This window comes from Amaricoccus solimangrovi (genome assembly GCF_006385685.1).
GTDB lineage: Bacteria > Pseudomonadota > Alphaproteobacteria > Rhodobacterales > Rhodobacteraceae > Amaricoccus > Amaricoccus solimangrovi.
On the sequence record NZ_VFRP01000038.1, the window covers coordinates 1 to 25,563 of the forward strand.

Here is a 25,563-nt window from a genome sequence, read left to right on the forward strand (position 1 = left end):
TCCGCCTCGCCGAGATGATGATCGCGAAACGCGCGAAGCCGGATCCCGAGGCGCTCGCAGATCCCGGCGTCAACCTCAAGAAGCTGCTCTGAACCGGAAGAGGATCCGGCATCATAACCCTGGTTATACGATGACCCGCGCGCCACGGCGCTCTGCCCTCATCCAGACAAAAACGGCCAGCGCCCCTGGGGGGTGCTGGCCGTCCAGTGACCGGTCCAGGCAGGGAGGAATCGCCTGGACCGGGCCTTGACCGGAATCAGGCGCGGGCCTTCGCGGCCTTCGGAGCGGCGGCGGCCTTGAACGTGCCGTTCAGCGCTTCCTCGGCGATGGCCACCTGGTTGGAGACGAGCTTCGCCCAGGCGTCGGCGGCGGCCTGCGCGTCGCGCATCAGCGCGTCGGCGGCCTTCTTCTGCGTGGCGAGGGTCGCGTCGAAGCTCGGGAACCGCTCGAGCGAGGCCTTGAACGCCTCGGGCGTGAAGGGCTTGAACGCCTCGACGAACTTGGCGGAGTCGATGGCGTAGGTCTTGGGGTCGAACATGATACTCATCCTTTGCGATCGGGTGATTTTGCTGCACCGCACAATTCCATATTGCACCGCAGCATAAACTTTGCAAGCCCCCGTGAGGAAAAAACGGCGGCCGCCACGGGCGACGGCGCGTCGGCGCCGGTTCCCGTCGGAGTCGCGCTGAAAGCAGGGAAAAATCCTCGGCCCCCGGGACCGACGGCGGGCGGCGATCAAAACCGCGGAGGTCGCGCCGGAAGGAACGTCAGAAGAAGGCCTGCAACCCCGTCTGCGCCCGCCCGAGGATCAGGCTGTGCACGTCATGCGCGCCCTCGTAGGTATTGACCGTCTCGAGGTTGACCATGTGGCGCATGACCGGAAATTCGTCCGAGATGCCGTTGCCGCCGTGCATGTCGCGGGCCATGCGGGCGATATCGAGCGCCTTGCCGCAGTTGTTGCGCTTGATGACCGATATCATCTCCGGCGCCCAGTTCCCGGCCTCGAACAACCGCCCGACGCGCAGGCAGGCCTGCAGGCCGAGGGCGATCTCCGTCTGCATGTCGGCGAGCTTCTTCTGGAAGAGCTGGGTTTGCGCGAGCGGCCGGCCGAACTGCCGCCGGTCGAGCCCGTACCGGCGCGCGGCGTGCCAGCAGGCCTCCGCCGCGCCCATCGTGCCCCAGGCAATGCCGTAGCGGGCGCGGTTGAGGCAACCGAACGGACCGCCGAGCCCCTCGGCCTCCGGCAGCAGCGCCTCCTCCCCCACCTCGACGTTGTCGAGCACGATCTCGCCCGTCACCGAGGCGCGCAGGGAGAGCTTGCCCTCTATCTTCGGCGCCGAGAGGCCCTTCATCCCCTTCTCGAGCACGAAGCCCCGGATCTTGCCGCCATGCGCCTCGGACTTCGCCCAGAGGACGAAGACATCGGCGATGGGGGAGTTGGTGATCCACATCTTCGCGCCGTTCAGGACGTAGCCGCCCTCCGTCCTCGTCGCGCGGGTCTTCATGCCGCCGGGATCGGAGCCCGCGTCGGGCTCGGTCAGGCCGAAACAGCCGATCCACTCGCCGGTGGCGAGCCGGGGAAGGTACTTCCTCTTCTGCTCCTCCGAACCGTATGCGTTGATCGGGTGCATCACGAGCGAGGACTGCACGCTCATCATCGAACGATAGCCCGAGTCGATCCGCTCCACCTCGCGCGCGATCAGCCCGTAGGCGACATAGCCCGCGCCGAGACCGCCGTATTCCTCCGGAATGGTCACGCCGAGCAGGCCCAGCCCGCCCATCTCCGTGAAGATCGCCGGATCGGTGTGCTCGTTCCGGAACGCCTCGCGCACGCGCGGCGCGAGCTTGTCCGCCGCGTAGGCGGCCGCGGTGTCGCGCATCATGCGCTCTTCCCCGGTGAGCTGGTCCTCGAGCAGAAAGGGATCGTCCCACCTGAACGCGGTCGCCTCGGCCATGCGATGTCCTCCCGAACTTCCCGGACAAGTCCGTCCGGAGCGCGTCAGCCGCGCGGATTGCCCGGTCAGGTATCGCCGTGCCCCGGCCCGAGTTCAAGCACCGCGCCGTTGACCGCGCGGCCCGCGCGCGGCAGCATCCGCGCGGAGGACCGCGACGGCAGGGACATGCCCCTTCGATTCACGCTGCGCCAGCTCGAATATTTCGTGGCCGTCGGCGAATGCGGCTCGATCGCGCAGGCCGCGGAGCGGCTCCGCATATCCTCGCCCTCGATCTCGGCCGCCATCGCCCAACTGGAGGCGGAATTCGGCCTCACGCTCTTCATCCGCCGCCACGCCCATGGCCTCGCGCTGACGCGGGGCGGCGCGCGGTTTCTCGACCGCGCCCGCGAACTGCTCGATCGGGCCGGCGGGCTCCATGACCTTGCCAACGACATCACCGGCAGCGTGCGCGGCCCCCTCCACATCGGCTGCCTCGTCACCTTCGCCCAGATCATCCTGCCCCGGCTGCGCCGCGGCTTCGTCGATCGCTATCCCGAGGTCGAGTTCCGCCAGTACGAATGCGATCAGGCCGAGCTCTTCGACGCGCTGCGCGCGGCCCGGCTCGACGCGGCGCTGACTTACGACCTCGAGATCCCGGGCGATCTCGAATTCCTGCCGCTGATGGACCTGCCGCCCTTCGCGCTCCTGCCCGAGGATCATCCGCTCGCGGGCCGGCCGAGCGTGACCCCGGCGGAGCTGGCCGACCATCCGATGATCCTGCTCGACCTGCCGATGAGCGCGGACTATTTCCTCTCCTTTTTCCGCGAGAGCGGGATCGCCCCCCGGATCGTCGAGCGCACGCGCGACGTGGCGGTGATGCGCTCTCTGGTCGCGAACGGCTTCGGCTATTCGCTCGCCAATCTCCGTCCGCTGACCGATGTCGCGCCCGACGGCAACCGGCTCCGCTTCTCCCCGCTGGTCGGTCCGGCGCGCACGCTGCGCATGGGGCTGCTCCTCGCCGAGGGGGCGCGCAACATCCGCGCGATCCGCGCCTTCGTCGAACATGCCCGGGGAGCGATCGGCGCCGACCGGCTGCCCAACCTCAGGGTCCCCGCCACCGGCGCCGACGCGCCCGGCCCGGGCTGAGACCTACCACGGCGTCCCGTCCTTGCGCGTGAAGCGCCAGCCCTCCGCCGAGAAGACCGCGACGAGATCGTCCTCGGGATAGTCGCCCCGGTCCTCCGGATCGCGGTCGCCGATCTCGAGATAGCGCACCTCGGCCTCGGTGCGGTTGATCAGGTGATGCGCCACGCCGTTCGCGGGGAAGCCCACGCACATTCCGGGGCCGAGCGGAAATTCCCCCGCGTCGGTCCGGAGCGTCGGAGCGCCTTCGAGCACGTAGACGAATTCCTCCTGCCGCGAATGCCGGTGCAGCAGCGCGGACTGCCCGCCGGGGGGCAGCGTCGTGAGATTGACACCGAATTTCGTGAGGCCGAAGGCGTCGCCGAGCGGGCGCTTGACCCGCCCGGCGACTTTGGCCGCGAAGGGGGCGGGATAGTTCGACGGCCTCATTCGCGGCGGCGCGTCCAGCGCGTCGAGCGGGGTTCGCGGCTGCGCGGTCATTCTCGTGTCTCCTGCCATGGGCTCGGCGCGGAGAATACCGCGTTCCCAGACGGCGAGGGGTGAATTAATCTCACAGGTGGAGCCATCGAACCGTCGGGAGGTGCCCTGATGACCGCTTATCTGCCGTCTCTGCGCGGTCTCGCCGCGCTTCGCGCGCTGGCGCGTCACGGCGGCCAGCGCGCGGCGGCGGAGGCGCTCGGCATAACGCGCTCCGCGCTCTCCCACCGGATCGCCGATCTGGAGACGGAACTCGGAACCGCCCTCATCGCCCCGCGCGGGCGCGCCAGCGCCCTGACCGAGGAGGGCGCGGCGCTCCTCGCCGCGACCGGCGACGCGCTCGACCGGATCGAGGCGGCGGCGGCCCCGCTCCGCCGCCGGCGGCAGGAGGTCCGGCTGAGCACGGTGGACACGCTCGCCTCGAACTGGCTGCTGCCGCGCCTGCCCGCCTTCCGGCGCGCCCATCCCGAGATCGCGATCACCATCCTCACCACCCGCCGGGCGGTCGATCTGGCGACGGAGGACATCGACTGTGCGATCCGGCATGGCCGGGGCGGCTGGCCCGGCCTCGCCGCCGACCCTCTCTTTCGCGAAACACTTGTGCCGGTGGCAATGCCCGGCGCGGCGCGCGGCCCCGCCGCCGGCTGGCCGGTCATCCGGGCCCGGGCGCGGTTCGGAGACTGGGAGCGATGGTGGCGCGCGACCGGACAGGGCGGGGCGCCGGCGGAGGCGGGCATCCTCGTCGAGAACCGCGCCCAGGCGCTCGAAGCGGCGCGCGCGGGCGCGGGCGTCGCGCTGACCGACGCGCGCTACGTCGAGGCCGCGCTGGCCTCGGGCCAGCTCGTCGCGCTCGGCCCCGTCGTCGCGCTGGAGGAGGCCTATCATTTCCTGCGTGCCCCGAACCCCCGAAACCCACGCCATGTCGAGGCGCTGCGGGTCTGGCTGCTCGGGCAGGCGGGCGCCGCCCCCGCCCCCTGACTGCATGGAACACCCCGCCCCGTTCAGGGTTTCCTCCGCGATGACCACCTTGACCGAGAGGACATGCGATATGGCCGACACGAAGGACGAACGCCCCCAGACCGACGCGGGACCGCACCGGGAGCAGGCCCAGCCCGGTCAGGATCTGGAGCACGACACCGCGCCGGGCGAGAACGTCCGGCCCGCCGGGACGAAGGAGATGGATCTTCCGGTCCGGAACTGGAGCAAGACCGACGAGGAGAGCGACGAGTCCTTCCCCGCGAGCGATCCGCCGGGGAACTACTGACCGGGACGCGCCGCGAGGGAGGACACCATGCGCATTCAGAACGGAACCTGGGTTCTGGTCGCCGACGGGGAGAAGTATCTCCTGCTGCGCAACCACGGCGACGCCGACCTGCCCGACCTGCGGGTGATCGGGCACGAGGAACTGGACAACCCGCCGACGCGGGAGCAGGGCACGGACCGGCCAGGCCGGTTCGACGATCCCGGCCCCGGACGCAGCGCGGCGGAGGAGACGGACTGGAAGCGGCTCGAGAAGGAGCGCTTCGCCAAGGATCTCGCGGAGCAGTTGCGACTCTGGGCGCTCGAGGGACGCTTCCGCGCGCTCGTGCTGGTCGCCGACCCGCGCACGCTCGGCGTGCTCCGGCCGCTCCTGCACAAGGAGGTCGAAAGCCGGCTCGAGGCGGAGATCAACAAGGATCTCGCCCGCCTGCCGGTCCCGGAGATCGAATCCGCCCTCGGCGCGGCCTGACGGAAAGGACGCGCGGCCGGAAGGTCCGGGAGACCTTCCGGCCGCGCCAGTGCCGGCGGGTTGCCTCGCGGCGTGCCCGCGCGCCGGATCACTCCGGCAGGATGCGGACCGCGCCCTTGTCGGCCGAGGCGGCGAAGGCCGCGTAGGCCTTGAGCGCGGTGGTGACGTTGCGCGGGCGCGGCGCGGCGGGCTTCCAGCCGAGCTTGTCCTGCTGCGTCCGCCGGGTCGCCAGTTCCGCCTCCGGCACCCGCAGGTTGATCGAGCGGTTCGGGATGTCGATCTCGATGATGTCGCCGTCGCGCACCAGCCCGATCGCGCCCCCCTGCGCCGCCTCGGGTGAGGCATGACCGATCGAGAGGCCCGAGGTTCCGCCCGAGAACCGCCCGTCGGTCACGAGGGCGCAGGCCTTCCCGAGGCCCCGCGATTTCAGGTAGCTGGTCGGATAGAGCATTTCCTGCATGCCGGGGCCACCCTTCGGCCCTTCGTAGCGGATCACCACCACGTCGCCGGCCTTGACCTGCTTGCCGAGGATGCCCTTCACCGCCGCGTCCTGGCTCTCGAAGACGACGGCGGGGCCGGTGAACTTCAGGATCGACTCGTCCACGCCCGCCGTCTTCACGATGCAGCCGTCGAGCGCGATGTTGCCCTTGAGCACCGCGAGCCCGCCATCCTTCGAGAACGGATGCTCGACCGAGCGGATCACGCCCTTCTCACGGTCGAGATCGAGTTCGTCCCAGCGCGCGCTCTGGCTGAAGGCCACCTGCGTCGGCACGCCGCCGGGCGCCGCGCGGTAGAAGTCGCGCACCGACTCGCTCTGGCCGCGGCTGACGTCCCAGCGGTCGATCGCCTCGCCGAGCGTGGGTGTGTGAACCGTCGGCGTGTCGCGGTGGATCAGCCCGCCCGCCTCGAGCTGGCCGAGGATCGCCATGATGCCGCCGGCGCGGTGGACGTCCTCCATGTGGACGTCCTGCTTGGCCGGGGCCACCTTCGAGAGGCAGGGCACCTTGCGCGACAGTGCGTCGATATCCTCCATCGTGAAGTCGATCCCGCCCTCGTAGGCGGCGGCGAGGATGTGCAGCACGGTGTTGGTCGAGCCCCCCATCGCGATGTCGAGCGACATCGCATTCTCGAAGGCCCGCTTGTTGGCGACGTTGCGCGGCAGGACCGAGGCGTCCTCCTGCTCGTAGTAGCGGCGCGCGAGATCGACGACGAGATGCCCGGCCTCGACGAAGAGGCGCCGGCGGTCGGCATGGGTGGCGAGGGTGGAGCCGTTGCCCGGCAGCGACAGGCCGAGCGCCTCGGTCAGGCAGTTCATCGAATTCGCCGTGAACATGCCCGAGCAGGAGCCGCAGGTCGGGCAGGCCGACCGCTCGATCACCTTCACGTCCTCGTCCGACACACGCTCGTCCGCGGCAGCGACCATCGCATCGACGAGGTCGAGCGCCTGGGTCTTGCCGTGGAGCACGACCTTGCCCGCCTCCATCGGCCCGCCCGAGACGAAGACCGCCGGGATGTTGAGCCGCATGGCCGCGTTCAGCATGCCCGGCGTGATCTTGTCGCAGTTCGAGATGCAGACCATCGCATCGGCGCAATGCGCGTTCACCATGTATTCGACGCTGTCGGCGATGATCTCGCGCGAGGGCAGCGAATAGAGCATCCCGTCATGGCCCATCGCGATCCCGTCGTCGACGGCGATGGTATTGAACTCCTTCGCGATCCCGCCCGCCGACTCGATCTCGCGCGCGACGAGCTGGCCGAGATCCTTCAGATGGACATGGCCGGGCACGAACTGGGTGAAGGAATTGACCACCGCGATGATCGGCTTGCCGAAGTCGCCGTCCTTGACGCCGGTCGCGCGCCAGAGGCCGCGGGCACCGGCCATGTTGCGGCCGTGGGTGGTCGTTCTCGAACGATAAGCTGGCATCTCGTCGCGCCTTTCATCTCCCGGGCGCTCCGAGCCGGCGCCGCGTCATGGGCGCTGTTTAGACCGAATCGCCGGGAACTTGAACTCCGGGCGAGAGAAAACCCGCGCGGCGCGGCCGACACGTCCGCGCGAGCTTTCGCGCGCGGCCCCGGGATCGCTTGCCAGACGCCGGAGGATCGTGCCTCCTGCGGAGAAAGGCCCGCCCGCCAGCCCGGAGGAAGCAAGTGCCCAATCCAGACCCCCGCTTCACCCCGGCCGAATATGCTGACCGCCTCGCCCGGACGCGCGCCGCGATGGAGGCCAGCGGCATCGACTGCCTGATCGTGTCCGATCCCTCCAACATGCACTGGCTGACCGGCTACGACGGCTGGTCCTTCTACGTGCATCAGGCGGTGATCGTGCCGCCGGCCGGCAACCCGGTCTGGTTCGGCCGCGGCCAGGACGCCGCCGGCGCCGAGCGCACCGCCTGGCTGCCCGACGCCGACATCGTCGGCTATCCGGATCACTACGTGCAGTCGACCGAGCGCCATCCGATGGATTTCCTCGCCGGGATCCTCGCCGCCCGCGGCCTCGGCAGGCTTCGCCTCGGCGTCGAGATGGACAACTACTGGTTCACCGCCGCCGCCTTCGCCGCGCTCCGAAAGGGCCTGCCGGATGCCCGGTTCTCGGACGCGACCGGCCTCGTGAACTGGCGGCGCGCGATCAAGAGCCCGGCCGAGATCGGCTACATGCGCAAGGCCGCGCGGATCGTGGAGGCGATGCACGCGCGCATCGCCGAACTCGCCCGGCCAGGCATCCGCAAATGCGACCTCGTGGCCGAGATCCTCGCCGCCGGCGCGCGCGGCACGCCGGAATTCGGCGGCGACTATCCGGCCATCGCGCCGCTCCTGCCCTCGGGCGCCGACGCGGCCGCGCCGCATCTGACTTGGGATGACCAGCCGATGAAGGCCGGCGAGGGCACGTTCTTCGAGATCGCGGGCTGCCATCACCGCTATCACTGTCCGCTGTCGCGCACCGTCTTCCTCGGCAGGCCGACGCAAGCATTCCGCGACGCCGAGGCCGCCACGCTCGAGGGAATGGAGGCCGGTCTCGCCGCCGCGCGGCCCGGCAATACCTGTGAGGACATCGCGACCGCCTTCTTCGGCGTGCTGGCGAAACGCGGCATCGTGAAGGACAACCGGACCGGCTATTCCATCGGCCTCAGCTACCCGCCCGACTGGGGCGAACGGACGATGAGCCTGCGCTCGGGCGACCGCACGGTGCTCGAGCCCGGCATGACCTTCCACTTCATGACCGGGCTCTGGCTCGAGACCATGGGCCTCGAGATCACCGAATCGATCCTCATCACCGAGACCGGGGTCGAGTGCCTCGCCAACGTTCCCCGGAAACTCACCGTGATCGACTGACCATGACCCGCGCCCTGATCCCCTCGCCCATCGTCGCCACCATAGACTTCGCCGCGGACGGGGCGCGGCACGGCTTCCTGCGCCTGCCATACAGCCGCGACGACAGCGCCTGGGGCAGCGTGATGATCCCGATCACGGTGATCCGCAACGGATCCGGCCCGACCGCGCTCCTGACCGGGGGCAATCACGGCGACGAATACGAGGGGCCGATCGCGCTCTTCGACCTCGCGCGCACGCTCGATCCCGCGACGGTCTCCGGGACCGTGATCATCGTGCCGGCGCTCAATTATCCGGCCTTCCGCGCGGCGACCCGGACCTCGCCGATCGACAAGGTCAACCTCAACCGCGCCTTTCCCGGCGCGCCCGACGGAACCGTGACGCAGAAGATCGCGGACTATGTCCAGCGCGCGCTGCTGCCGATGGCCGATCTCGTGCTCGACTTCCATTCGGGGGGCCGGACGCTCGACTTCCTGCCCTTCTGCGCCGCCCATCTGCTGCCGAACCCGGAGCAGGAGGCGCGCGCCTTCGCCGCGGTCGAGGCCTTCGCGGCGCCCTTCTCGGTCCGCATGCTCGAGATCGACAACGTCGGCATGTTCGACACCGCCGCCGAGGAGATGGGCAAGGTCTTCGTGACCACCGAACTTGGCGGCGGCGGCACCGCCCGCGCCGCCACCGTCGCGATCGCGAAACGGGGCACGCGCAACGTCCTCGCCCATCTCGGCATCCTTTCCGGCGAAGCCGAGCCCGCGCCCGAGCCGACGCGCTGGCTCGACATGCCCTCCGGCGACTGTTTCGTCCTCTCCGAGGACGAAGGGCTCATGGAGCCGATGGTCGATCTGGGCGGCGCGGTCGCCGCGGGGGATGTCGTGGCCCGGATCCACCCGGTCACCCGCGCCGGGCTCGCGCCGGTCGAGTTGCGCGCCCGCCTCGACGGCCTCCTGGTCGCGCGCCACTTCCCCGGCCTCGTCAAGGCCGGAGACTGCGCCGCGGTCGTCGCCGTGGCGCTCTGAGCGGGCGGACGGCGGTTCAGAAATATTCGGGATACTTCTCCCGGATCGCCTCCGCCGCCGCGAGCGTGCCCGAGAGATGCTCGCGGACCGCCGCCTCCGCCGCGCCGGCCTCGCCCGCGGTGATCGCGTCGAAGATCCGCGAATGTACCGCGAGGATGTCGAGCGCCTTTCCCGGGTCGGGCAGGTTCAGCGTCCGCAGCCGGTCGATATGGCCCGAGCGCTCCTGCACCACCGGCCAGAGATTGGCGACGCCGGCCGCGGTGAAGAACGCCTGGTGGAATTCGAGATCGAGCACCTTGAACCGCGCCAGATCGGCGTCGAGTTCCAGCGCCGCCTTCTGCTGGCGCAGGATCCGCGCGACGACGGGCACGAAGCCGCGATCGGGCGACGTCGCCAGCCGCCGGGCGATCTCGAGCTCGAGCGAGAGCCGCAGGAACTGCGTCTCCCGCGCCTGATCGAGATCGATCCGCGTCACTTCGGTGCGCGACTGCGGATAGACGAAGACGAGCCCCTCCTGTTCCAGCTTCCGCAGCGCGTCGCGCACCGGGGTCTGGCTCACGCCGTATTCCTCGGCCAGTTCGACGCGCGAAAGCGGCGCGCCCGGCGCGAGGTCGAGCGAGATGATCCGGCCCCGCAGCAGATCATGCAGTTGCAGCGAGGCCGAGGTCCGGCGCAGCGGCGACGGCGCGCCCGAGCGCCGCGGATGCGCGGGAGAGAGATCTACGGGCATCGGGCATCACTCCTCTCTGGTCCGGGCAGGATCCGGCGCGGCCGGATCCATGCTAGTTCATCGCCGGCGGCCGGGGAAATCCCTCCCCGGGACGCTCGCCGCGAAGCCTGTTGACACTCTAATGTATTAGTGCGCTAATGCCTATGCCATAAAAAAGAACGAGCGACTCCGGCGGTCGCGCCAACGGGAGCCCCGGAAGGGGCGACGCTCCGGCACGGACGGAGCGCGGATGAGGAGGGAATCCCCCCCAATGCAGAGAGCCTTGTTCACGTCGCTGACCGCGGCCGCGTTCCTCGGAACGTCCGCCGCGGCCGTCCTGGCCCAGGATGTCACCATCGTCCTGCCCGAGCAGCCGGCCAACCTGGAGCCCTGCCGCTCGATCCGCGCCGACATCGGCCGCGTGATCAACATGAACATCACCGAGACCCTGACGGTGACCGATACCGCGACCGGCAAGGTGCTGCCCTTCCTCGCCACGGACTGGACCCAGGTCGATCCGCGGACCTGGCGCTTCACACTGCGCGACGGCGTGAAATTCCAGGACGGCGCCGCCTTCGACGCCGCGGCGGTCGCCCATTCGATCGACCGGCTGATGAACCCCGCGCTGACCTGCGACAGCCGCTCCAAGTTCGGAGACCAGAAGCTGACCGCGAAGGCGATCGACGCGCATACCGTCGAGATCGCCTCCTCGATCCCCAATCCGATCATGCCGACGCTGATGAGCACGGTGCAGATCGTCTCGCCCAACCTGCCCTTCGACCAGGAAACCAATTCCCCGGTCGGCACCGGTCCCTACGTGCTCGGGGAAGCGACGGCCGAGCATGTCGTGCTGGCGCGCAATCCGGACTACTGGGGCGACCAGCCCGCCGTCGAGAACGCGACCTTCGTCTGGCGCGGCGAGAGCGCGATCCGCGCGGCGATGGTCGAGACGGGCGAGGCGGACATGACGCCGGCGATCGCCGTGCAGGACGCGACGGATCCCGAAACGGATTTCGCCTATCTCAATTCCGAGACGACGCGGATGCGCATCGACATGCAGATCCCGCCGCTCGACGACAGGCGGGTGCGCGAGGCGCTCAACATCGCGATCGACTGGGACGGGATGGGCGAGGCGCTGTTCGGCTCCGACGTGCTGCGCGCCTCGCAGATGGTCGTGCCCGGCATCGTCGGCTACAATCCCGACATCAAGCCCTGGACCTACGATCCCGAGCGCGCGAAGCAACTCGTCGACGAGGCCCGCGCCGACGGCGTGCCGGTCGACACCCCGATCACGCTGATCGGGCGCAACGGCTTCTTCCCCAATTCGAACGAATCGCTCGAGGCGATGCAGGCGCTCTGGAGCGAGATCGGTCTCAATATCGAGATCCGCGCGCTCGAAGCCTCTGACTGGGTGCGCTATCTCGACAAGCCCTTCCCGGAGGGCCGCGGGCCGACGCTGTTCCAGCAGCAGCATGACAACAACACCGGCGACGCCGGCTTCACCATTCCGGTGATGTACACCTCCAACGGCCAGTATTCGACGGTCGAGAATCCCGATCTCGACAAGATCATCCTCGATGCGATGACGGCGACGGGGGAGGAGCGCGCGGCGCAGTTCCAGAAGGCGGCCGCGATGGTTCATGACGACATCATCGCCGACGTGCCGATGTTCCACATGATCGGCTACGTGCGGGTTAATCCGCGCCTCGACTGGAAGCCGGATCTGAAGACGAACGGCGAGATCCAGATCTCGAAGATCAAGTTCCGCGAATGATCCCTCCGGGGGTGGCGCGCTCCCGCCGCGCCGCCCCCGGCCATCCTGTTTGGGAGGAGTCGAAGTGCTCAGCTATGTCGCGAGGCGTGGCCTCCAGAGCCTCATCGCCCTCATGGGGCTCCTGGTGCTGGTGTTCTTCCTCGCCCGCCTCACCGGCGATCCGGCCTATCTCTACCTGCCGCTCGATTCGACCGAGGCGCAGCGCGCGGCCTTCAACCAGCTGCACGGTTTCGACGATCCGCTGATCGTCCAGTTCCTGCGCTATCTCGGCGACATCCTGCGCCTCGACTTCGGCATGTCGCTGAGCCGCAACCTGCCCGCGATGCAGGTCGCGCTCGAAGCCTTCCCGCGGACGCTGCAACTCGCGGTCGTCGCGATGACGCTCGCGCTCTCGCTCTCGATCGTGGTCGGCGTGCTCGCCGCCGCGCGGCCGGGCGGCGCCTTCGACCGCCTCGGCACCACCGCCTCGCTCGCCGGGGCCAGCGCGCCGGACTTCTGGGTCGCCATCGTCGCGATCCTCGTCTTCTCGGTCAATCTCGGCCTGCTGCCGACCTCGGGCACCGGCTCTCCCCTGCACTGGATCATGCCGATCGCGGTCCTGACGCTGCGGCCCTTCGGGCTTCTGACCCAGGTCGTGCGGGGCACGATGCTCGGCGTGCTGACCTCACCCTATGTGAAGACCGCCCGCGCCAAGGGCATCGCGAGGCGCAAGATCCTCTTCGTCCACGCGCTGCGCAACGCGATGCTCCCCGTCGTCACCGTCGCGGGCGACCTCGCGGCCGGCCTCGTCAACGGCGCGGTCGTGGTCGAGAGCATCTTCGGCTGGCCCGGCATCGGCAAGCTGATGATCGACGCGATCATCCGCCGCGACTTCGCCCTCATCCAGGCCACGGTGCTGGTGACCGCGGTCGCGATCTTCGTCCTCAACATCGTGATCGATCTCATCTACGCGGCGCTCGATCCGCGCATCAGCCATCAGGCGGGATAGGCCATGACACCGGAAATCACCCTCGCCCCGCCGAAGAGAAAGCGCGCGCCCTCGGCTCCGCTCCTGCTGCTGCGCGATCCGATGACGGCGCTCGCGCTCGGCTATCTGATCCTGATCGCGCTCGTCGCGATCCTCGGGCCGATGTTCATGGCCGATCTCGCGGCGAAGCCGAACTTCCGCGCGCGCAACCTCGCCCCCTTCACGCTCGAACAGGGCTGGGCCTTCGTGCTCGGGGCCGACACGCTCGGCCGGAGCCTGCTCGCCCGGCTCGTGGTCGCCGCGCGGACCACGCTCGGCATCGCGGTCTGCGCCGTCATGTGCTCGCTCGTCCTCGGGGGGCTCCTCGGCCTCGTCGCGGGCTACGGCCGGGGCTGGCTCAGCGCGGCGATCCTGCGCGTGACAGACATCGTGATGAGCTTCCCCTCGCTGCTCCTCGCCCTGATCGTGCTCTACAGCCTCGGGCCGTCGGTCCTGAACCTCGTGATCGTGCTCGCCGTCACCCGGATCCCGATCTACCTGCGCACCACGCGCGCCGAGGTGCTGGAGGTGCGCCAGCGCATGTTCGTCTCCGCCGCCGAGGCGCTCGGCGCCAGCGACACGCGGATCATCTTCCGCCATATCGCGCCGATCGTGATCCCGACCCTGCTGACCATCGGCGCCATCGACTTCGCGACCGTGGTCCTCGCGGAATCCTCGCTCTCCTTCCTCGGCCTCGGCGTGCAGGCGCCGGCCTTCACCTGGGGCTCGATGGTCGCGACCGGACGGGGCTATCTCGCCAATGCCTGGTGGATCGCCTTCTGGCCGGGGCTCGCCATCCTGCTGACCACGCTCTCGCTCAACATTCTGTCGAGCTGGTGGCGCACCTATTCCGATCCGCACCAGCGCTGGCGCCTGGAACTGCCGCGCGGCGGCCGCGGGACGAAGGAGAAACGCTCATGACCGGGGCACGGACGCCGCTCGTCGCGGTCGAGAACCTCACCGTCGATTTCCACTCCGGCGCCGGCAGCTTCCGCGCGGTGGAGGGGGTGAGCTTCCACGTCGATCCGGGCGAGACGCTGGTGATCCTCGGCGAATCCGGTTCGGGCAAGTCGGTCAGTTCCTCGGCCATCATGGGCCTGATCGACATGCCGCCCGGCGAGATCGTCACCGGCCGGATCCTCTACGAGGGACGCGACATCACGCATCTGACCGAGGCCGAGCGCGCCGCGTTCAACGGCTCGAAGATCGCGATGATCTTCCAGGATCCGCTCAGCCATCTCAATCCGGTCTTCACCATCGGCTGGCAGCTCGCCGAGGTCTATACCGCGCATGGCAAGTGTGACCGCGCCGAGGCGCGGCGGCGCTCCGTCGAGGTGCTGCGCCGCGTCGGCATTCCCGATCCGGAGACCCGGATCGACTGGTACCCGCACCAGTTCTCCGGCGGCCAGCGCCAGCGCATCATGATCGGCATGGCGATCGCGCTCGACCCGAAGGTGCTGATCGCCGACGAGCCGACGACCGCGCTCGACGTGTCGGTCCAGGGCCAGGTGCTCGAACTGATGAGGAAGCTCCAGCGCGAGGACGGGCTCGCGATCATCATGATCACCCACGATCTCGAGGTCGCCGCCAGCATGGCCGACCGGATCGTGGTGATGAACCAGGGCAACATCGTCGAGCGGGGCGAGGCGCGCCAGGTCTTCGCCCGGCCCCGGCACGCCTATACCCGGCGGCTGATGAGCGCCCTGCCCGATCACGACGCCAAGGCGGAGCGGCCCGAGAGCACGGCCGAGCCGATCCTCGAGGTGCGCCGGCTGACGAAATACTACGGCCTGCCCGCCGGCGCGGAGCCGCGGCCCGCGATGAAACCCGCCGTGGGCGACGTCTCCTTCACGCTGCGCAAGGGGCAGACGATCGGGATCGTCGGCGAATCCGGCTCGGGCAAGTCGACCATCGCGCGCATGCTGCTGCGGCTGACCCCGACCACCTCGGGCGAGGTGCTCTTTCATGGCGAGGACGTGCTGGCGATGGACCGGCGCCGGCTTCTCGCCTACCGGCGCCGCGCGCAGATGGTGTTCCAGGATCCCTATTCGTCGATGAACCCGCGCATGAGCGTGTTCCGGATCATCTCGGAGCCCTGGATCATCCATCCCGACATCCTGCCGAAGGCGAAATGGCGCGACCGCGTGGCGGAACTGCTGGGCCTGGTCGGGCTCCGGCCCGAACATGCCGACCGCCACCCGCACCAGTTCTCCGGCGGGCAGCGGCAGCGCATCGCCATCGCCCGCGCGCTCGCCTGCGATCCGGAGCTCATCGTCTGCGACGAGGCCGTCTCCGCGCTCGACGTGTCGATCCAGATGCAGGTGATCGAACTGCTCGCCGACCTGCGCGAGAGGCTCGGACTCTCCTACATCTTCATCACCCACGACCTGCCGATCGTGCGCGACTTCGCCGACCGCGTCCTGGTCATGAAATCCGGCCGGCTGGTGGAGGAGCAGGAGACCGAGGCGCTCTTCCGCCGGCCCCGCGAGGACTACACGCGCATGCTGGTGAACGCGGCGCCGAAACCCAAATGGGAGGTGGAGCCGGGCGCCGCGCGGCCGGCGGAACGCGCCGCGACGGAAAGGGTCGGAGGATGAGGGATTTCGCGAAGCCGGTCGTGCTGAACGCGGCGAAGCTGCCCGATCGGACGATGGAGGAGCTGGACTCGGCCTTCGAACTGCTGCGGCTGCCTCCCGAGAAGGAGGCGGCGGAGGCGCTGCTGCGCGCCCGGGGCGGCGAGGTGCGCGGCATGACGCTGCGCAAGACCATCGTCGACCGCGCCATGCTCGACGCGCTCCCCGCGCTCGAGATCATCGCGAGCTACAGCGCGGGGCTCGAGAACCTCGATACCGCCGAGACGGCGGCGCGCGGGATCACGGTCACCAACAGCTCGCACATTCTCGCAAGGGATGTGGCCAACCTCGCGACCGGGCTCGTGCTCGCGCTCACCCGCGACATCCCGAACGCCGACGCCTTCGTCCGCGCGGGCGCGTGGCCGGGCCAGCCGCAGTACCGGCTGACCCGCTCGGTCACCGCGATGACCATCGGCGTGCTCGGCCTCGGCGCGATCGGAAGCGCCCTCGCCGAACGTCTCGCCGCCCTCGGCGCGAGCGTGGTCTACGGCGGACCACGGCCCAAGCCGGTGGATCTGCGCTATTACGCCGATCTCCGCGAGATGGCGGCGGCGAGCGATCTTCTCGTCGTCACCTGCCCGCTCCTGCCGGAGACGCGCGGGGCGATCTCGGCGGAGGTGCTGGAGGCGCTCGGGCCGCGCGGATACCTCGTGAACATCTCCCGGGGCCGGATCGTCGACGAGGCGGCGCTGATCGACGCCCTCGCGCGCGATGCCATCGCGGGCGCCGCGCTCGACGTCTTCGAGAGGGAGCCCGAGGTTCCCGCCGCGCTGATCGAGGATCGCCGCGTGATCCTCACGCCGCATATCGGCTCGGGGACCGAGGAAACCCGGCAGGCGATGGCCGACAACGTCGTCGATCAGCTGACGGCGAAGCTCGGCGTGGCGCCGTTGGTCCGGTGAGGGGCAGTTTGGAATTGCCAGGATCAAACTCATATATTAGTGTACCAACATGTCCTGAAACGCGGAGCTCCGCCGCGGCCGGGCGGGAGCGGCGGATGACGATCTCCGCCGCCGCGCCTGCACAGGCCGGGAGTTTCCCGCGAGCTGAATGGATCGACCAATGACGAAGACCTACGCCGAACTCCGCTCCGCGCGCTGGATGGTGCCCGATGACCAGCGATCCTTCGGACATCGCTCGCGCACGATGCAGATGGGTTACGACCCCGCGGACTGGGAAGGCCGGCCGATCATCGCGATCCTCAACACCTGGTCCGACGCCCAGCCCTGCCACATGCATTTCAAGGACCGCGTGGAATGGGTGAAGCGCGGCGTGCTGCAGGCGGGCGGCTTCCCGATGGAACTGCCGGCGCTCTCGCTCTCCGAGAATTTCGTGAAGCCCACCACGATGCTCTATCGCAACATGCTGGCGATGGAGACCGAGGAACTGCTGCGCTCGCATCCCGTGGACGGCGCGGTGCTGATGGGCGGCTGCGACAAGACCACGCCGGGCCTCGTGATGGGCGCGGTCTCGATGGGCCTTCCCTTCGTCTTCCTGCCCGCGGGGCCGATGCTGCGCGGCAACTACGCCGGCAAATACCTCGGCTCCGGCACCGACGGGTTCAAGTACTGGGACGAGCGGCGCGCGGGGACGATCTCGAAGGAGGAATGGCAGGGGATCGAGGGCGGCATCGCCCGGAGCTACGGCCATTGCATGACGATGGGCACCGCCTCCACGATGACCGCGATCGCCGAGGCGCTGGGGCTGACCCTGCCCGGCGCCTCCTCGATCCCGGCGGCGGACGCGGGCCATCAGCGCATGTCCACGCAATGCGGCCGGCGCGTCGTCGACATGGTCTGGGAAGACCTGACGCCTGACAGGATCATCACACCGGTGGCGGTGAGGAACGCGGTGACCGTGGCGATGGCGACCGGCTGCTCGACCAATGCGATCATCCATCTGATCGCCATGGCCCGCCGCGCCGGGGTGCCGCTCGAACTCGACGACCTCGACCGGATCGGGCGAACCACGCCGGTCATCGCCAATATCCGGCCCTCCGGCACCACCTATCTGATGGAGGATTTCTACTACGCCGGCGGCCTCCGCGCGCTGATGAAGCAGCTCGGCGACAAACTCGATTCCTCCGCGATCACCGTCACCGGCAAGCCGCTGACCGACGGGCTCGGCGAGGTGAAAATCTGGAACGAGGACGTGATCCGTCCGCTCTCGAATCCGGTCTATCACGAGGGTTCGCTCGCCGTGCTGAAGGGCAACCTCTGCCCCGACGGCGCGGTCATCAAGCCCGCCGCCTGCGATCCGAAGTTCCACACCCATACCGGCCCGGCGCTGGTCGCGGACAGCTATCCGGAGTTGAAGAAGATCATCGACGACCCGGACCATCCGATGACGCCCGACACCGTGCTGGTGCTCCGCAACGCCGGGCCCCAGGGCGGGCCGGGGATGCCGGAGTGGGGCATGATCCCGATGCCGAAGGCGCTGCTGAAACTCGGCCTGCGCGACATGGTCCGGATTTCCGACGCCCGCATGTCCGGGACGAGCTTCGGCGCCTGCGTGCTGCACGCCTCGCCCGAGGCCTTCGTCGGCGGGCCGCTCGCGCTGCTCAGGACCGGCGACATGGTGACGCTCGACATTCCGAACCGGCGGCTCGACATGGATGTCTCCGACGCCGAGCTCGCCGAACGCCGCGCCGCCTGGGTCGCGCCCGAGCCCCGCTACGAGCGCGGCTACGGCTACATGTTCACCCGGCATATCGAGCAGGCCGACAAGGGCTGCGACTTCGACTTCCTGAAAACCGAGTTCGGCCGTCCGGTCGACGAACCCGTCATCAACTGACGGAAGGGGAAACCGCCATGTCCGATCAATCCACCCTCGACAAGCCCGCCGGCCTCTCGGAGGAAACCCGCGCCAAGCTCGAGCGCGTCTCCACCGCCTCGATCGCCACCGCGCTCTTCAAGCGCGGACTGCGCAACCAGTTCATCCAGGGCGTCGTACCGGTCAGCCCGAAGGACAAGAACATGGTCGGCCCGGCCTTCACGCTGCGCTACATTCCCGCGCGCGAGGACCGCAATCCGATCACGGTCTTCCGCAATCCCGACCATCCGCAGCGCGTCGCGATGGAAAGCTGCCCCCCGGGCCATGTGCTGGTGATGGACGCGCGCAAGGACGCGCGGGCGGCGACGGCGGGCTCCATCCTGATCACCCGGCTCGCGCTCCGGGGCGCCGCGGGCGTGGTCTCCGACGGCGGCATGCGCGACGCCGAGGGGATCGGCGCGCTCGACATGCCGGCCTACTACGCCAAACCATCCGCCCCCACCAACCTCACGCATCACGAGGCGCTCGACCTCAATGTGCCGATCTCCTGCGGCGACGCGCCGGTCTTCCCGGGTGACATCATGGTCGGCGACAAGGACGGGGTGATGGTGATCCCCGCCCATCTCGCCGACGAGATCGCGGAGGAATGCCTCGGCATGGAAAGCTTCGAGGATTTCGTCCTGGAGCAGGTGAAGGCCGGCGCCGGGATCATCGGGCTCTATCCTTGCACCCGCGAGGAGAACCAGGCGAAATACGACGAATGGCGCGAGAGGACAGGACGATGAACGTGGCCGAGGTGGAAACCTTCACCCCCCATGGCAGGCATCTGATCGCCGGCGACTGGGTCGGTTCCGACGAAACCTTCCGCTCCGAACCGGCGAGCGGCCCGGCGCATGACTTCTCCGCCGGATCGCCCGCGCTGGTCGACCGGGCCTGCGAGGCGGCCGAGGAGGCGTTCTGGTCCTACGGCTATTCCGCCCGCGCGGACCGCGCCGCCTTCCTCGAAGCGATCGCGGACGAGATCGACGCCCGCGCCGCCGCGATCACCGAGATCGGCACACAGGAGACGGGACTGCCCGCCGCGCGGCTCGAGGGCGAGCGCGGGCGCACCACGGGCCAGCTCCGGCTCTTCGCGTCCCACATCCGCGCCGGCGACTACCTCGACCGGCGCCGCGACAAGGCGCTGCCCGACCGCGCGCCCTTGCCCCGGCTCGACATCCGGATGATCGAGCGGCCGATCGGCCCCGTCGCGGTCTTCGGCGCCTCGAACTTCCCGCTCGCCTTCTCGACGGCGGGCGGCGACACGGCGGCGGCGCTCGCCGCCGGCTGCCCGGTGGTGGTGAAGGGCCATTCCGCCCATCCCGGCACCGGCGAGATCGTCGCCGAGGCGGTGAACGCCGCGCGCGCGCGGCTCGGGCTCCACCCCGGCGTCTTCTCGCTGATCCAGGGCGGCAGCCGGAAGGTGGGCGAGGCGCTGGTGCGGCACCCGCGGATCAAGGCCGTGGGCTTCACCGGCTCGCTCGGCGGCGGGCGCGCGCTCTTCGACCTCTGCGCGGCGCGGCCCGAGCCGATCCCGTTCTTCGGCGAGCTCGGCTCGGTCAACCCGATGTTCCTGCTGCCCGAGGCGGTGAGGGCGCGTGGTACCGCGATCGGCGAGGGTTGGGCCGGCTCGCTCACGATGGGCGCGGGGCAGTTCTGCACCAATCCCGGCATCGCCGTGATCGCGGAAGGCCCGGAGGGCGACGCGGTGGTGGCGGCGGCGGCGGAGGCGCTCGGCAAGGTCGGGCCGCAGATGATGCTGACCGACGGCATCGCGAAGGCCTACCGCGACGGCAAGGAGCGCTTCGACACGCGCAATTCCGTCCGGCCGGTCCTGACCACCGAGAGCGCGGGCCGCGAGGCGAGCCCGAACCTCTACGAGGTCTCGGCGGAGGCCTTCCTCGAGGACCACGCGCTCACCGAGGAGGTGTTCGGCCCGCTCGGCCTCGTGGTGCGCGTCCCCGACGCCGAGCGGATGGTGGCGCTTGCGAAGGGCTTCGAGGGCCAGCTCACCGCGACGCTGCACATGGACGCGGGCGACGCGGATCTGGCGCGCAGGCTCGTGCCGGTGCTGGAGCGCAAGGCCGGCCGGGTGCTGGTGAACGGCTTCCCGACCGGGGTCGAGGTCTGCGACGCGATGGTGCACGGCGGACCCTATCCGGCCTCGACCAATTTCGGCGCCACCTCGGTCGGCACGCTCTCGATCCGGCGCTTCCTGCGGCCGGTCAGCTACCAGAACCTGCCCGAGGAAATCCTGCCCGGCGACCTGACCTCCGACGCCTGACCCGGGCGCGCGGGCGCCCGATCCGATCGCCGCCGCCGAGGCGGCCTCGACGCGGGGAGCGCGCCTCCCCGCGGCCGGACGCATCACATCTTCCGAAGGAGCGGCACGCGATGCTGACACTGGACAGAGCCCTGACCGGAATCTCGGGCATTCTCGTGACCCCATATGACGGCGACGGCGAGATCGCCCCGGCCAGGCTCGCGCCGATCCTCGACCGCGCGCTGGCGGCGGGGCTGCACATGCCGGTCGTGAACGGCAATACCGGCGAGTTCTACGCGCTGACGACCGACGAGGCCTCGGTGATGGTCCGCGAGGTCGTCGCCCTGGTCGATGGCCGCGCCCCGGTTCTCGCCGGAGTGGGCCGCGGCGTCCACGACGCGCGCGCCGTCGCGAGGGCGGCGGCGGAGGCCGGCGCGACCGCGCTGATGGTCCACCAGCCGCCCGACCCCTTCGTGGCCCCGCGCGGGGTGGTCGCCTATCTCGAGGCCATCGCCGACGCGTCGGGCGGGCTGCCGATGATGCTCTATCTGCGCAACGACGCGGTCGGGACGCGGGCCATCGCCGATTTCTGCGCCGTGCCGGGCGTGAAGGGCGTCAAATGGGCGACGCCCAATCCGATGCGCCTGGCCGAGGCGAAGGCCGCCTGCCATCCGGAGATCGTCTGGGTCGGCGGGCTCGCCGAGATCTGGGCGCCCTGCTTCTACGCGGTCGGCGCCCGGGGCTTCACCTCCGGCCTGATCAACGTCTGGCCCGAACGCTCCGTCGCCATCCACGCCGCGCTCGAGGCCGGCGACTACGCGGAGGCGAACAGACTCATCGCCGCGATGAAGGCTTTCGAGGACATCCGCGCCGAGGAGATGAACGGTACCAATGTCACCGGCGTCAAGGCGGCGCTGATCGCGCTCGGCCAGGACTGCGGCCCCACGCGCCCGCCCTCGGCCTGGCCGCTCAGCGAGGCGCAGCGCAGCCGGCTCGACAGCTTTCTCGCCGCGAACGGCCTGCGCTGAGGCCGCGCCGGGTCCAGCGGCGGTTTCGCGCGGAGGCGCTGGCGCGAAGCGCCGGGATCGCCTAGGCTCCGCGCATGGAAGGATCGATAGAGCCCCTGGATCTCGCCGAGACCGGCGTCGCAGCGCCGCGCTGGTCGCGGCCGGAGCCGTCGGAAGACCTGGAGACGCTGGCCTTCCGCGCTGGCGGCGCGCTCGCCGCGCTGCATCCGCTGGTGGCCCGGCCGCGCGAGGACATGCCCGCGGCGCTGCTGCGCGACCGCCTCGCGCTCGCCGCGGCCGAGGCCTCGGCGCGGTTCGCGGGACGGCCGGAGCGGGCGGCGGAGCTGCGCGACGAGATCCATCTGGCACGACCGGGCGACCGGCCCGGCCCCGCCGGCGCGGTCTTCGACCTCTGGCGGCGCGCGGTCCGGATCCGGCTCGACGGACGCTGGCGGGATCGGCTCGGCGGGCTGCTGCCCGAAGCCCAGGCGCCGATCCTCGCGGAAGCGGGCGCGGCGGCGGGGCCGGTGACCGCCGCGTTCCGCGCGCTCGAGGCCGCGCTCGAGGCCGCGCCACGCGACGAGACGCCGGCCCTCATCCTCGCCGACGCGGTGCTCACGCGCGCGCTCGGCTGGGATCACGCGGTTCCGCTGCTCGCCACCGGCTTGAAACGCGCCGATCTCCGAGCGGGCGGCGCCGGGCTGGAGCGCGCCTGCCACCGCGCCGCCGCGCTGGCCGCGCTCGACGCGCTCTCGCTCGCGAGCGAACTCGCCCGCCGCGCCGCGCGCCTTCGCGCCGCGACGCCGAAACTGCGCGCGAAGGGCGCGCAGGAGGCCGCGCGGCTCTTCCTGAGCGAGGACGCGCTCGCGCCGGGGATCGCCCTCTCGCCGGTCATCCGGCTCAGCGCCGCGCGGATGACCGATCGCGCCGCGCGGCGGCTCTGCGACCGGCTGGTGACGCTCGGGCTGGTCCGGGAGCTGACCGGCCGGCCGAGCTTCCGGATCTACGGGCTCTGACGATGGCGAAGCGCGGCGCGGAGGAGGGTTTCGACCGCGAGCTCACGGCCCTGCCGCCGGGACCGCGCTGGCGCGAATGGATGCGCCGGGTCGAAGCGGTGCTCTTCGCCTCCGCGAAGCCGGTCCGGCGCGGCGACCTCGCCCGCGTCGTCGGCGAGGCGGCGAGCGTGGACCTGCTGATCGCCGACCTGCGGGAGGATCTCGCGGAGCGGCCCTACGAGATCGTCGCGGTGGCCGACGCCTTCCTGATCCGCACCCGGCCCGCCTACGCGCCGGCGATCCGGACGGCGGCGGATCTGGGTTCCGAGCGGCTCGCGCTCAACGCCTTCGAGACCGCCGTGCTCGCGGCGATCGCCTGGAACCAGCCGATCACCCGCGCCGGCCTCGCCGAGATCTTCGGCCGCGAGATCAGCCGCGACCTGATCGGCCGGCTGCGCGATCGCGACTTCATCGCCGCCGGCCCGCGCAGCCCCCGCCCCGGGGCGCCGCATACCTTCGTCACCACCGAGGGGTTCCTCGCCGCCTTCGACCTGGAGAGTTTGCGCGACCTGCCCGACGCGGAGATGGCCGAGGAAGACGGGCTGATCGAGCGGCGCGCCTGATCCCCGCGCGCTCCCGGACGAAAGGAAATCCCATGACGAGAGCCATCCTGATCGAGAAGACCGAGGAAGGACAGACCGCCGGCCTCGCCGATGTCACCTTCGCGCCGGTGGCGGAGGGAGAGGTCGCGGTCGATGTCGCCTGGTCGACGCTGAACTACAAGGACGCGCTCGCGCTCACCGGCGCGGCGCCGGTGGTGCGGAGCTTTCCGATGGTGCCGGGCGTCGATTTCTCCGGCATCGTGCGCGAAAGCCGCCATCCCGAGCTGAAACCCGGCGACCGGGTCGTGCTGAACGGCTGGGGCGTGGGCGAGACGCATTGGGGCGGGCTGGCCGAACGCGCCCAGTTGCGCGGCGACTGGCTGGTGCCGCTGCCCGGCGGCGTCTCGCTCCGCCAGGCGATGGCGATCGGCACGGCGGGCTATACCGCGATGCTCTGCGTCATGGCGCTCGAAGCCCACGGCCTGACGCCCGCGCGCGGCGAGATCGTCGTGACCGGCGCCATGGGCGGGGTCGGAAGCGTCGCCGTCGCGCTGCTCGCGGCCCGCGGCTACGACGTCGCCGCCGTGACGGGCCGGCCCGCCGAGGCGGATTACCTCAGGGCGCTCGGAGCCACCACGATCATCGACCGGGCGGAACTGACCGGAAAGGCCCGCCCGCTCGGCAAGGAACGCTGGGCCGGCGCGATCGACGCGGTCGGCGGCGCGGTTCTCGCCAATGTGCTCTCGATGATCCGCTATCGCGGCGTGGTCGCCGCCTGCGGCCTCGCCGGCGGCATGGAGCTGCCCACCAGCGTCGCCCCCTTCATCCTGCGCGGCGTGACACTCGCGGGCATCGACAGCGTGATGTGCCCGCGGACCGAGCGGATCGAGGCCTGGAACCGTCTCGCGCGCGACCTCGACATGGCGAAGCTCGAGACGATGGTCTCCGAGGTCGCGCTGGAGGACGTGGTCGCGACCGCGCCGGAATTCCTCGAGGGCCGGGTCCGGGGCCGGATCGTCGTCCCGATCGCACCCGGCCTCGCCTGACGGAGAGGCGATAGCCCCCCTTCCCGACGATGGTCTGCATTGCCCCGCGCCATCCTCGCCGAGTAATTCGGAAGACGCGGCCCGCGATCTCGCATCCTGGCCGCGTCCGGTCGGAGGTTGCGCCAAGTCAAGGCGGAGACCACGGAAGTCCCAGACCCTGACCGGGGACCGAAGGCGAAAAATCGTCGCGGTCCGCGCAAACAAGGAGGGAGACGCCGATGCTTGACCAACTCCACCAGCCTTCGACGGAAACCGTTGCGCGCGCGCTGGTCGACGCGGAGCAGTACGCGGCGATGTACGCGGCCTCGATGGCCGATCCGGAGGGCTTCTGGGGCGAGCAGGGGAAGCGTCTCGACTGGATCAAGCCGTACACGAAGGTGAAGAACACCTCGTTCGACTACCACGAGGTGTCGATCAACTGGTTCGAGGACGGCGTGCTGAACGTCTCGGCGAACTGCGTCGACCGGCATCTCGCGACGCGCGGCGATCAGACCGCGATCCTGTGGGAGAGCGACGATCCGGAGGTCTCGAAGGCGATCAGCTATCGTGAGTTGCATTCGGAAGTCTGCAAGCTCGCCAATGTGCTGAAATCGCTCGGCGTGACGAAGGGCGACCGCGTCGTGCTCTACCTGCCGATGATCCCGGAGGCGGCCTATGCGATGCTGGCCTGCGCGCGGATCGGCGCGATCCATTCGATCGTCTTCGCCGGCTTCTCGCCCGACGCCTTGCGCTCGCGCGTCGAGGATTCCGGCGCCAAGCTCCTCGTCACCGCCGACGAAGCGCCGCGCGGCGGCCGCAACACGCCGCTGAAGAGCAACGCCGACCGCGCGCTCGAGGGGCTCGACGGCGTGAAACAGCTCGTCGTGCGGCGCACCGGCGGCGCGATCGGCTGGACCGAGGGCCGTGACACCTGGCTGCACGAGGCGATGGCGGGCGTGGCGCCCGAGTGCGACCCCGAGCCGATGGGCGCCGAGGATCCGCTCTTCATCCTCTATACTTCGGGCTCGACCGGCAAGCCGAAGGGCGTGCTGCACACCACCGGCGGCTATCTCGTCTACGCGGCGATGACGCACCAGTACGTGTTCGACTACCAC

General features: G+C 70.1%; 24 protein-coding genes. 19 read left to right on the forward strand and 5 right to left on the reverse strand.

Annotated elements, in window-relative coordinates:
* Window positions 1-256: 256 nt before the first annotated feature.
* The gene (locus FJM51_RS21060) at window positions 257-538 is read right to left on the reverse strand and encodes a hypothetical protein (protein WP_140456100.1); all 282 of its coding nucleotides are present in this window, start codon (window positions 536-538) and stop codon (window positions 257-259) included.
* Window positions 539-767: 229 nt separating this feature from the next.
* Window positions 768-1,955: an acyl-CoA dehydrogenase gene (locus FJM51_RS21065; RefSeq protein WP_140456101.1), complete on the reverse strand. Its 1,188-nt coding sequence runs from the start codon at window positions 1,953-1,955 to the stop codon at window positions 768-770.
* 165 nt (window positions 1,956-2,120) lie between these two features.
* On the opposite strand from FJM51_RS21065, the gene FJM51_RS21070 reads away from it, so the two are divergent.
* Window positions 2,121-3,080, forward strand: a complete 960-nt coding sequence (locus tag FJM51_RS21070) for a LysR family transcriptional regulator (protein ID WP_140456102.1) — start codon at window positions 2,121-2,123, stop codon at window positions 3,078-3,080.
* Window positions 3,081-3,083: 3 nt separating this feature from the next.
* Here FJM51_RS21070 and FJM51_RS21075 read toward each other — a convergent pair whose 3' ends face one another.
* Entirely contained in the window at window positions 3,084-3,557 is a 474-nt protein-coding gene (locus tag FJM51_RS21075) for a cupin domain-containing protein (RefSeq protein WP_140456103.1), read from the reverse strand.
* Between the two features lie 108 nt (window positions 3,558-3,665).
* Here FJM51_RS21075 and FJM51_RS21080 point away from each other — a divergent pair, with 108 nt between their 5' ends.
* From FJM51_RS21080 to FJM51_RS21090, 3 genes are all read left to right on the forward strand, one after another.
* Window positions 3,666-4,532, forward strand: coding sequence for a LysR substrate-binding domain-containing protein (locus FJM51_RS21080; protein WP_140456104.1), 867 nt, complete (start codon window positions 3,666-3,668; stop codon window positions 4,530-4,532).
* A 70-nt stretch (window positions 4,533-4,602) separates the two neighbouring features.
* Window positions 4,603-4,818 carry a hypothetical protein gene (locus tag FJM51_RS21085; protein WP_140456105.1) on the forward strand — a complete coding sequence of 72 codons (216 nt, stop codon included), beginning with the start codon at window positions 4,603-4,605 and terminating at the stop codon, window positions 4,816-4,818.
* Between the two features lie 27 nt (window positions 4,819-4,845).
* Window positions 4,846-5,283, forward strand: a complete 438-nt coding sequence (locus FJM51_RS21090) for a baeRF12 domain-containing protein (protein ID WP_140456106.1) — start codon at window positions 4,846-4,848, stop codon at window positions 5,281-5,283.
* 88 nt (window positions 5,284-5,371) lie between these two features.
* On the opposite strand, the gene ilvD is transcribed toward FJM51_RS21090, so the two are convergent.
* Window positions 5,372-7,207, reverse strand: a complete 1,836-nt coding sequence (gene ilvD / locus FJM51_RS21095) for a dihydroxy-acid dehydratase (protein ID WP_140456107.1) — start codon at window positions 7,205-7,207, stop codon at window positions 5,372-5,374.
* Between the two features lie 224 nt (window positions 7,208-7,431).
* Here ilvD and doeA point away from each other — a divergent pair, with 224 nt between their 5' ends.
* Window positions 7,432-8,613 (forward strand): ectoine hydrolase DoeA, encoded by a 1,182-nt coding sequence (doeA, locus tag FJM51_RS21100; protein ID WP_140456108.1) that lies wholly within the window; start codon window positions 7,432-7,434, stop codon window positions 8,611-8,613.
* Window positions 8,614-8,627: 14 nt separating this feature from the next.
* On the forward strand, window positions 8,628-9,623 hold the full coding sequence (gene doeB / locus FJM51_RS21105) for a N(2)-acetyl-L-2,4-diaminobutanoate deacetylase DoeB (protein ID WP_438502771.1): 996 nt from the start codon (window positions 8,628-8,630) through the stop codon (window positions 9,621-9,623).
* A gap of 16 nt (window positions 9,624-9,639) precedes the next feature.
* On the opposite strand, the gene FJM51_RS21110 is transcribed toward doeB, so the two are convergent.
* Window positions 9,640-10,353, reverse strand: coding sequence for a GntR family transcriptional regulator (locus FJM51_RS21110; protein WP_140456110.1), 714 nt, complete (start codon window positions 10,351-10,353; stop codon window positions 9,640-9,642).
* Window positions 10,354-10,603: 250 nt separating this feature from the next.
* Here FJM51_RS21110 and FJM51_RS21115 point away from each other — a divergent pair, with 250 nt between their 5' ends.
* The 13 genes from FJM51_RS21115 to FJM51_RS21175 form a co-directional block, all read left to right on the forward strand.
* A complete protein-coding gene (locus FJM51_RS21115; RefSeq protein ID WP_140456111.1) occupies window positions 10,604-12,106 on the forward strand; it encodes an ABC transporter substrate-binding protein in 1,503 nt (500 codons plus the stop codon).
* 64 nt (window positions 12,107-12,170) lie between these two features.
* Entirely contained in the window at window positions 12,171-13,094 is a 924-nt protein-coding gene (locus FJM51_RS21120; RefSeq protein WP_140456112.1) for an ABC transporter permease, read from the forward strand.
* A gap of 3 nt (window positions 13,095-13,097) precedes the next feature.
* Window positions 13,098-14,033 (forward strand): ABC transporter permease, encoded by a 936-nt coding sequence (locus FJM51_RS21125; RefSeq protein WP_140456113.1) that lies wholly within the window; start codon window positions 13,098-13,100, stop codon window positions 14,031-14,033.
* On the forward strand, window positions 14,030-15,709 hold the full coding sequence (locus FJM51_RS21130; RefSeq protein ID WP_140456114.1) for a dipeptide ABC transporter ATP-binding protein: 1,680 nt from the start codon (window positions 14,030-14,032) through the stop codon (window positions 15,707-15,709). The genes FJM51_RS21125 and FJM51_RS21130 overlap by 4 nt, the downstream gene beginning before the upstream one ends.
* Window positions 15,706-16,647, forward strand: coding sequence for a 2-hydroxyacid dehydrogenase (locus FJM51_RS21135; RefSeq protein ID WP_140456115.1), 942 nt, complete (start codon window positions 15,706-15,708; stop codon window positions 16,645-16,647). The genes FJM51_RS21130 and FJM51_RS21135 overlap by 4 nt, the downstream gene beginning before the upstream one ends.
* Window positions 16,648-16,807: 160 nt before the next feature.
* Window positions 16,808-18,538: an L-arabinonate dehydratase gene (gene araD, locus FJM51_RS21140; RefSeq protein ID WP_140456116.1), complete on the forward strand. Its 1,731-nt coding sequence runs from the start codon at window positions 16,808-16,810 to the stop codon at window positions 18,536-18,538.
* 17 nt (window positions 18,539-18,555) lie between these two features.
* On the forward strand, window positions 18,556-19,302 hold the full coding sequence (locus FJM51_RS21145) for a ribonuclease activity regulator RraA (RefSeq protein WP_140456117.1): 747 nt from the start codon (window positions 18,556-18,558) through the stop codon (window positions 19,300-19,302).
* A complete protein-coding gene (locus FJM51_RS21150; RefSeq protein ID WP_233713210.1) occupies window positions 19,278-20,840 on the forward strand; it encodes an aldehyde dehydrogenase (NADP(+)) in 1,563 nt (520 codons plus the stop codon). Before FJM51_RS21145 ends, FJM51_RS21150 begins: the two co-directional genes overlap by 25 nt.
* A gap of 110 nt (window positions 20,841-20,950) precedes the next feature.
* Complete coding sequence (locus tag FJM51_RS21155; RefSeq protein WP_140456119.1) at window positions 20,951-21,847, forward strand: dihydrodipicolinate synthase family protein; 897 nt, start codon at window positions 20,951-20,953, stop codon at window positions 21,845-21,847.
* A 74-nt stretch (window positions 21,848-21,921) separates the two neighbouring features.
* Window positions 21,922-22,842: a DUF1403 family protein gene (locus FJM51_RS21160; protein WP_140456120.1), complete on the forward strand. Its 921-nt coding sequence runs from the start codon at window positions 21,922-21,924 to the stop codon at window positions 22,840-22,842.
* 2 nt (window positions 22,843-22,844) lie between these two features.
* Window positions 22,845-23,444, forward strand: coding sequence for an SMC-Scp complex subunit ScpB (gene scpB, locus FJM51_RS21165; RefSeq protein ID WP_140456121.1), 600 nt, complete (start codon window positions 22,845-22,847; stop codon window positions 23,442-23,444).
* A gap of 32 nt (window positions 23,445-23,476) precedes the next feature.
* The gene (gene acuI, locus FJM51_RS21170; RefSeq protein WP_140456122.1) at window positions 23,477-24,469 is read left to right on the forward strand and encodes an acrylyl-CoA reductase (NADPH); all 993 of its coding nucleotides are present in this window, start codon (window positions 23,477-23,479) and stop codon (window positions 24,467-24,469) included.
* 218 nt (window positions 24,470-24,687) lie between these two features.
* On the forward strand, window positions 24,688-25,563 hold an 876-nt coding region (locus FJM51_RS21175), incomplete at its 3' end, for an AMP-binding protein (protein ID WP_140456123.1).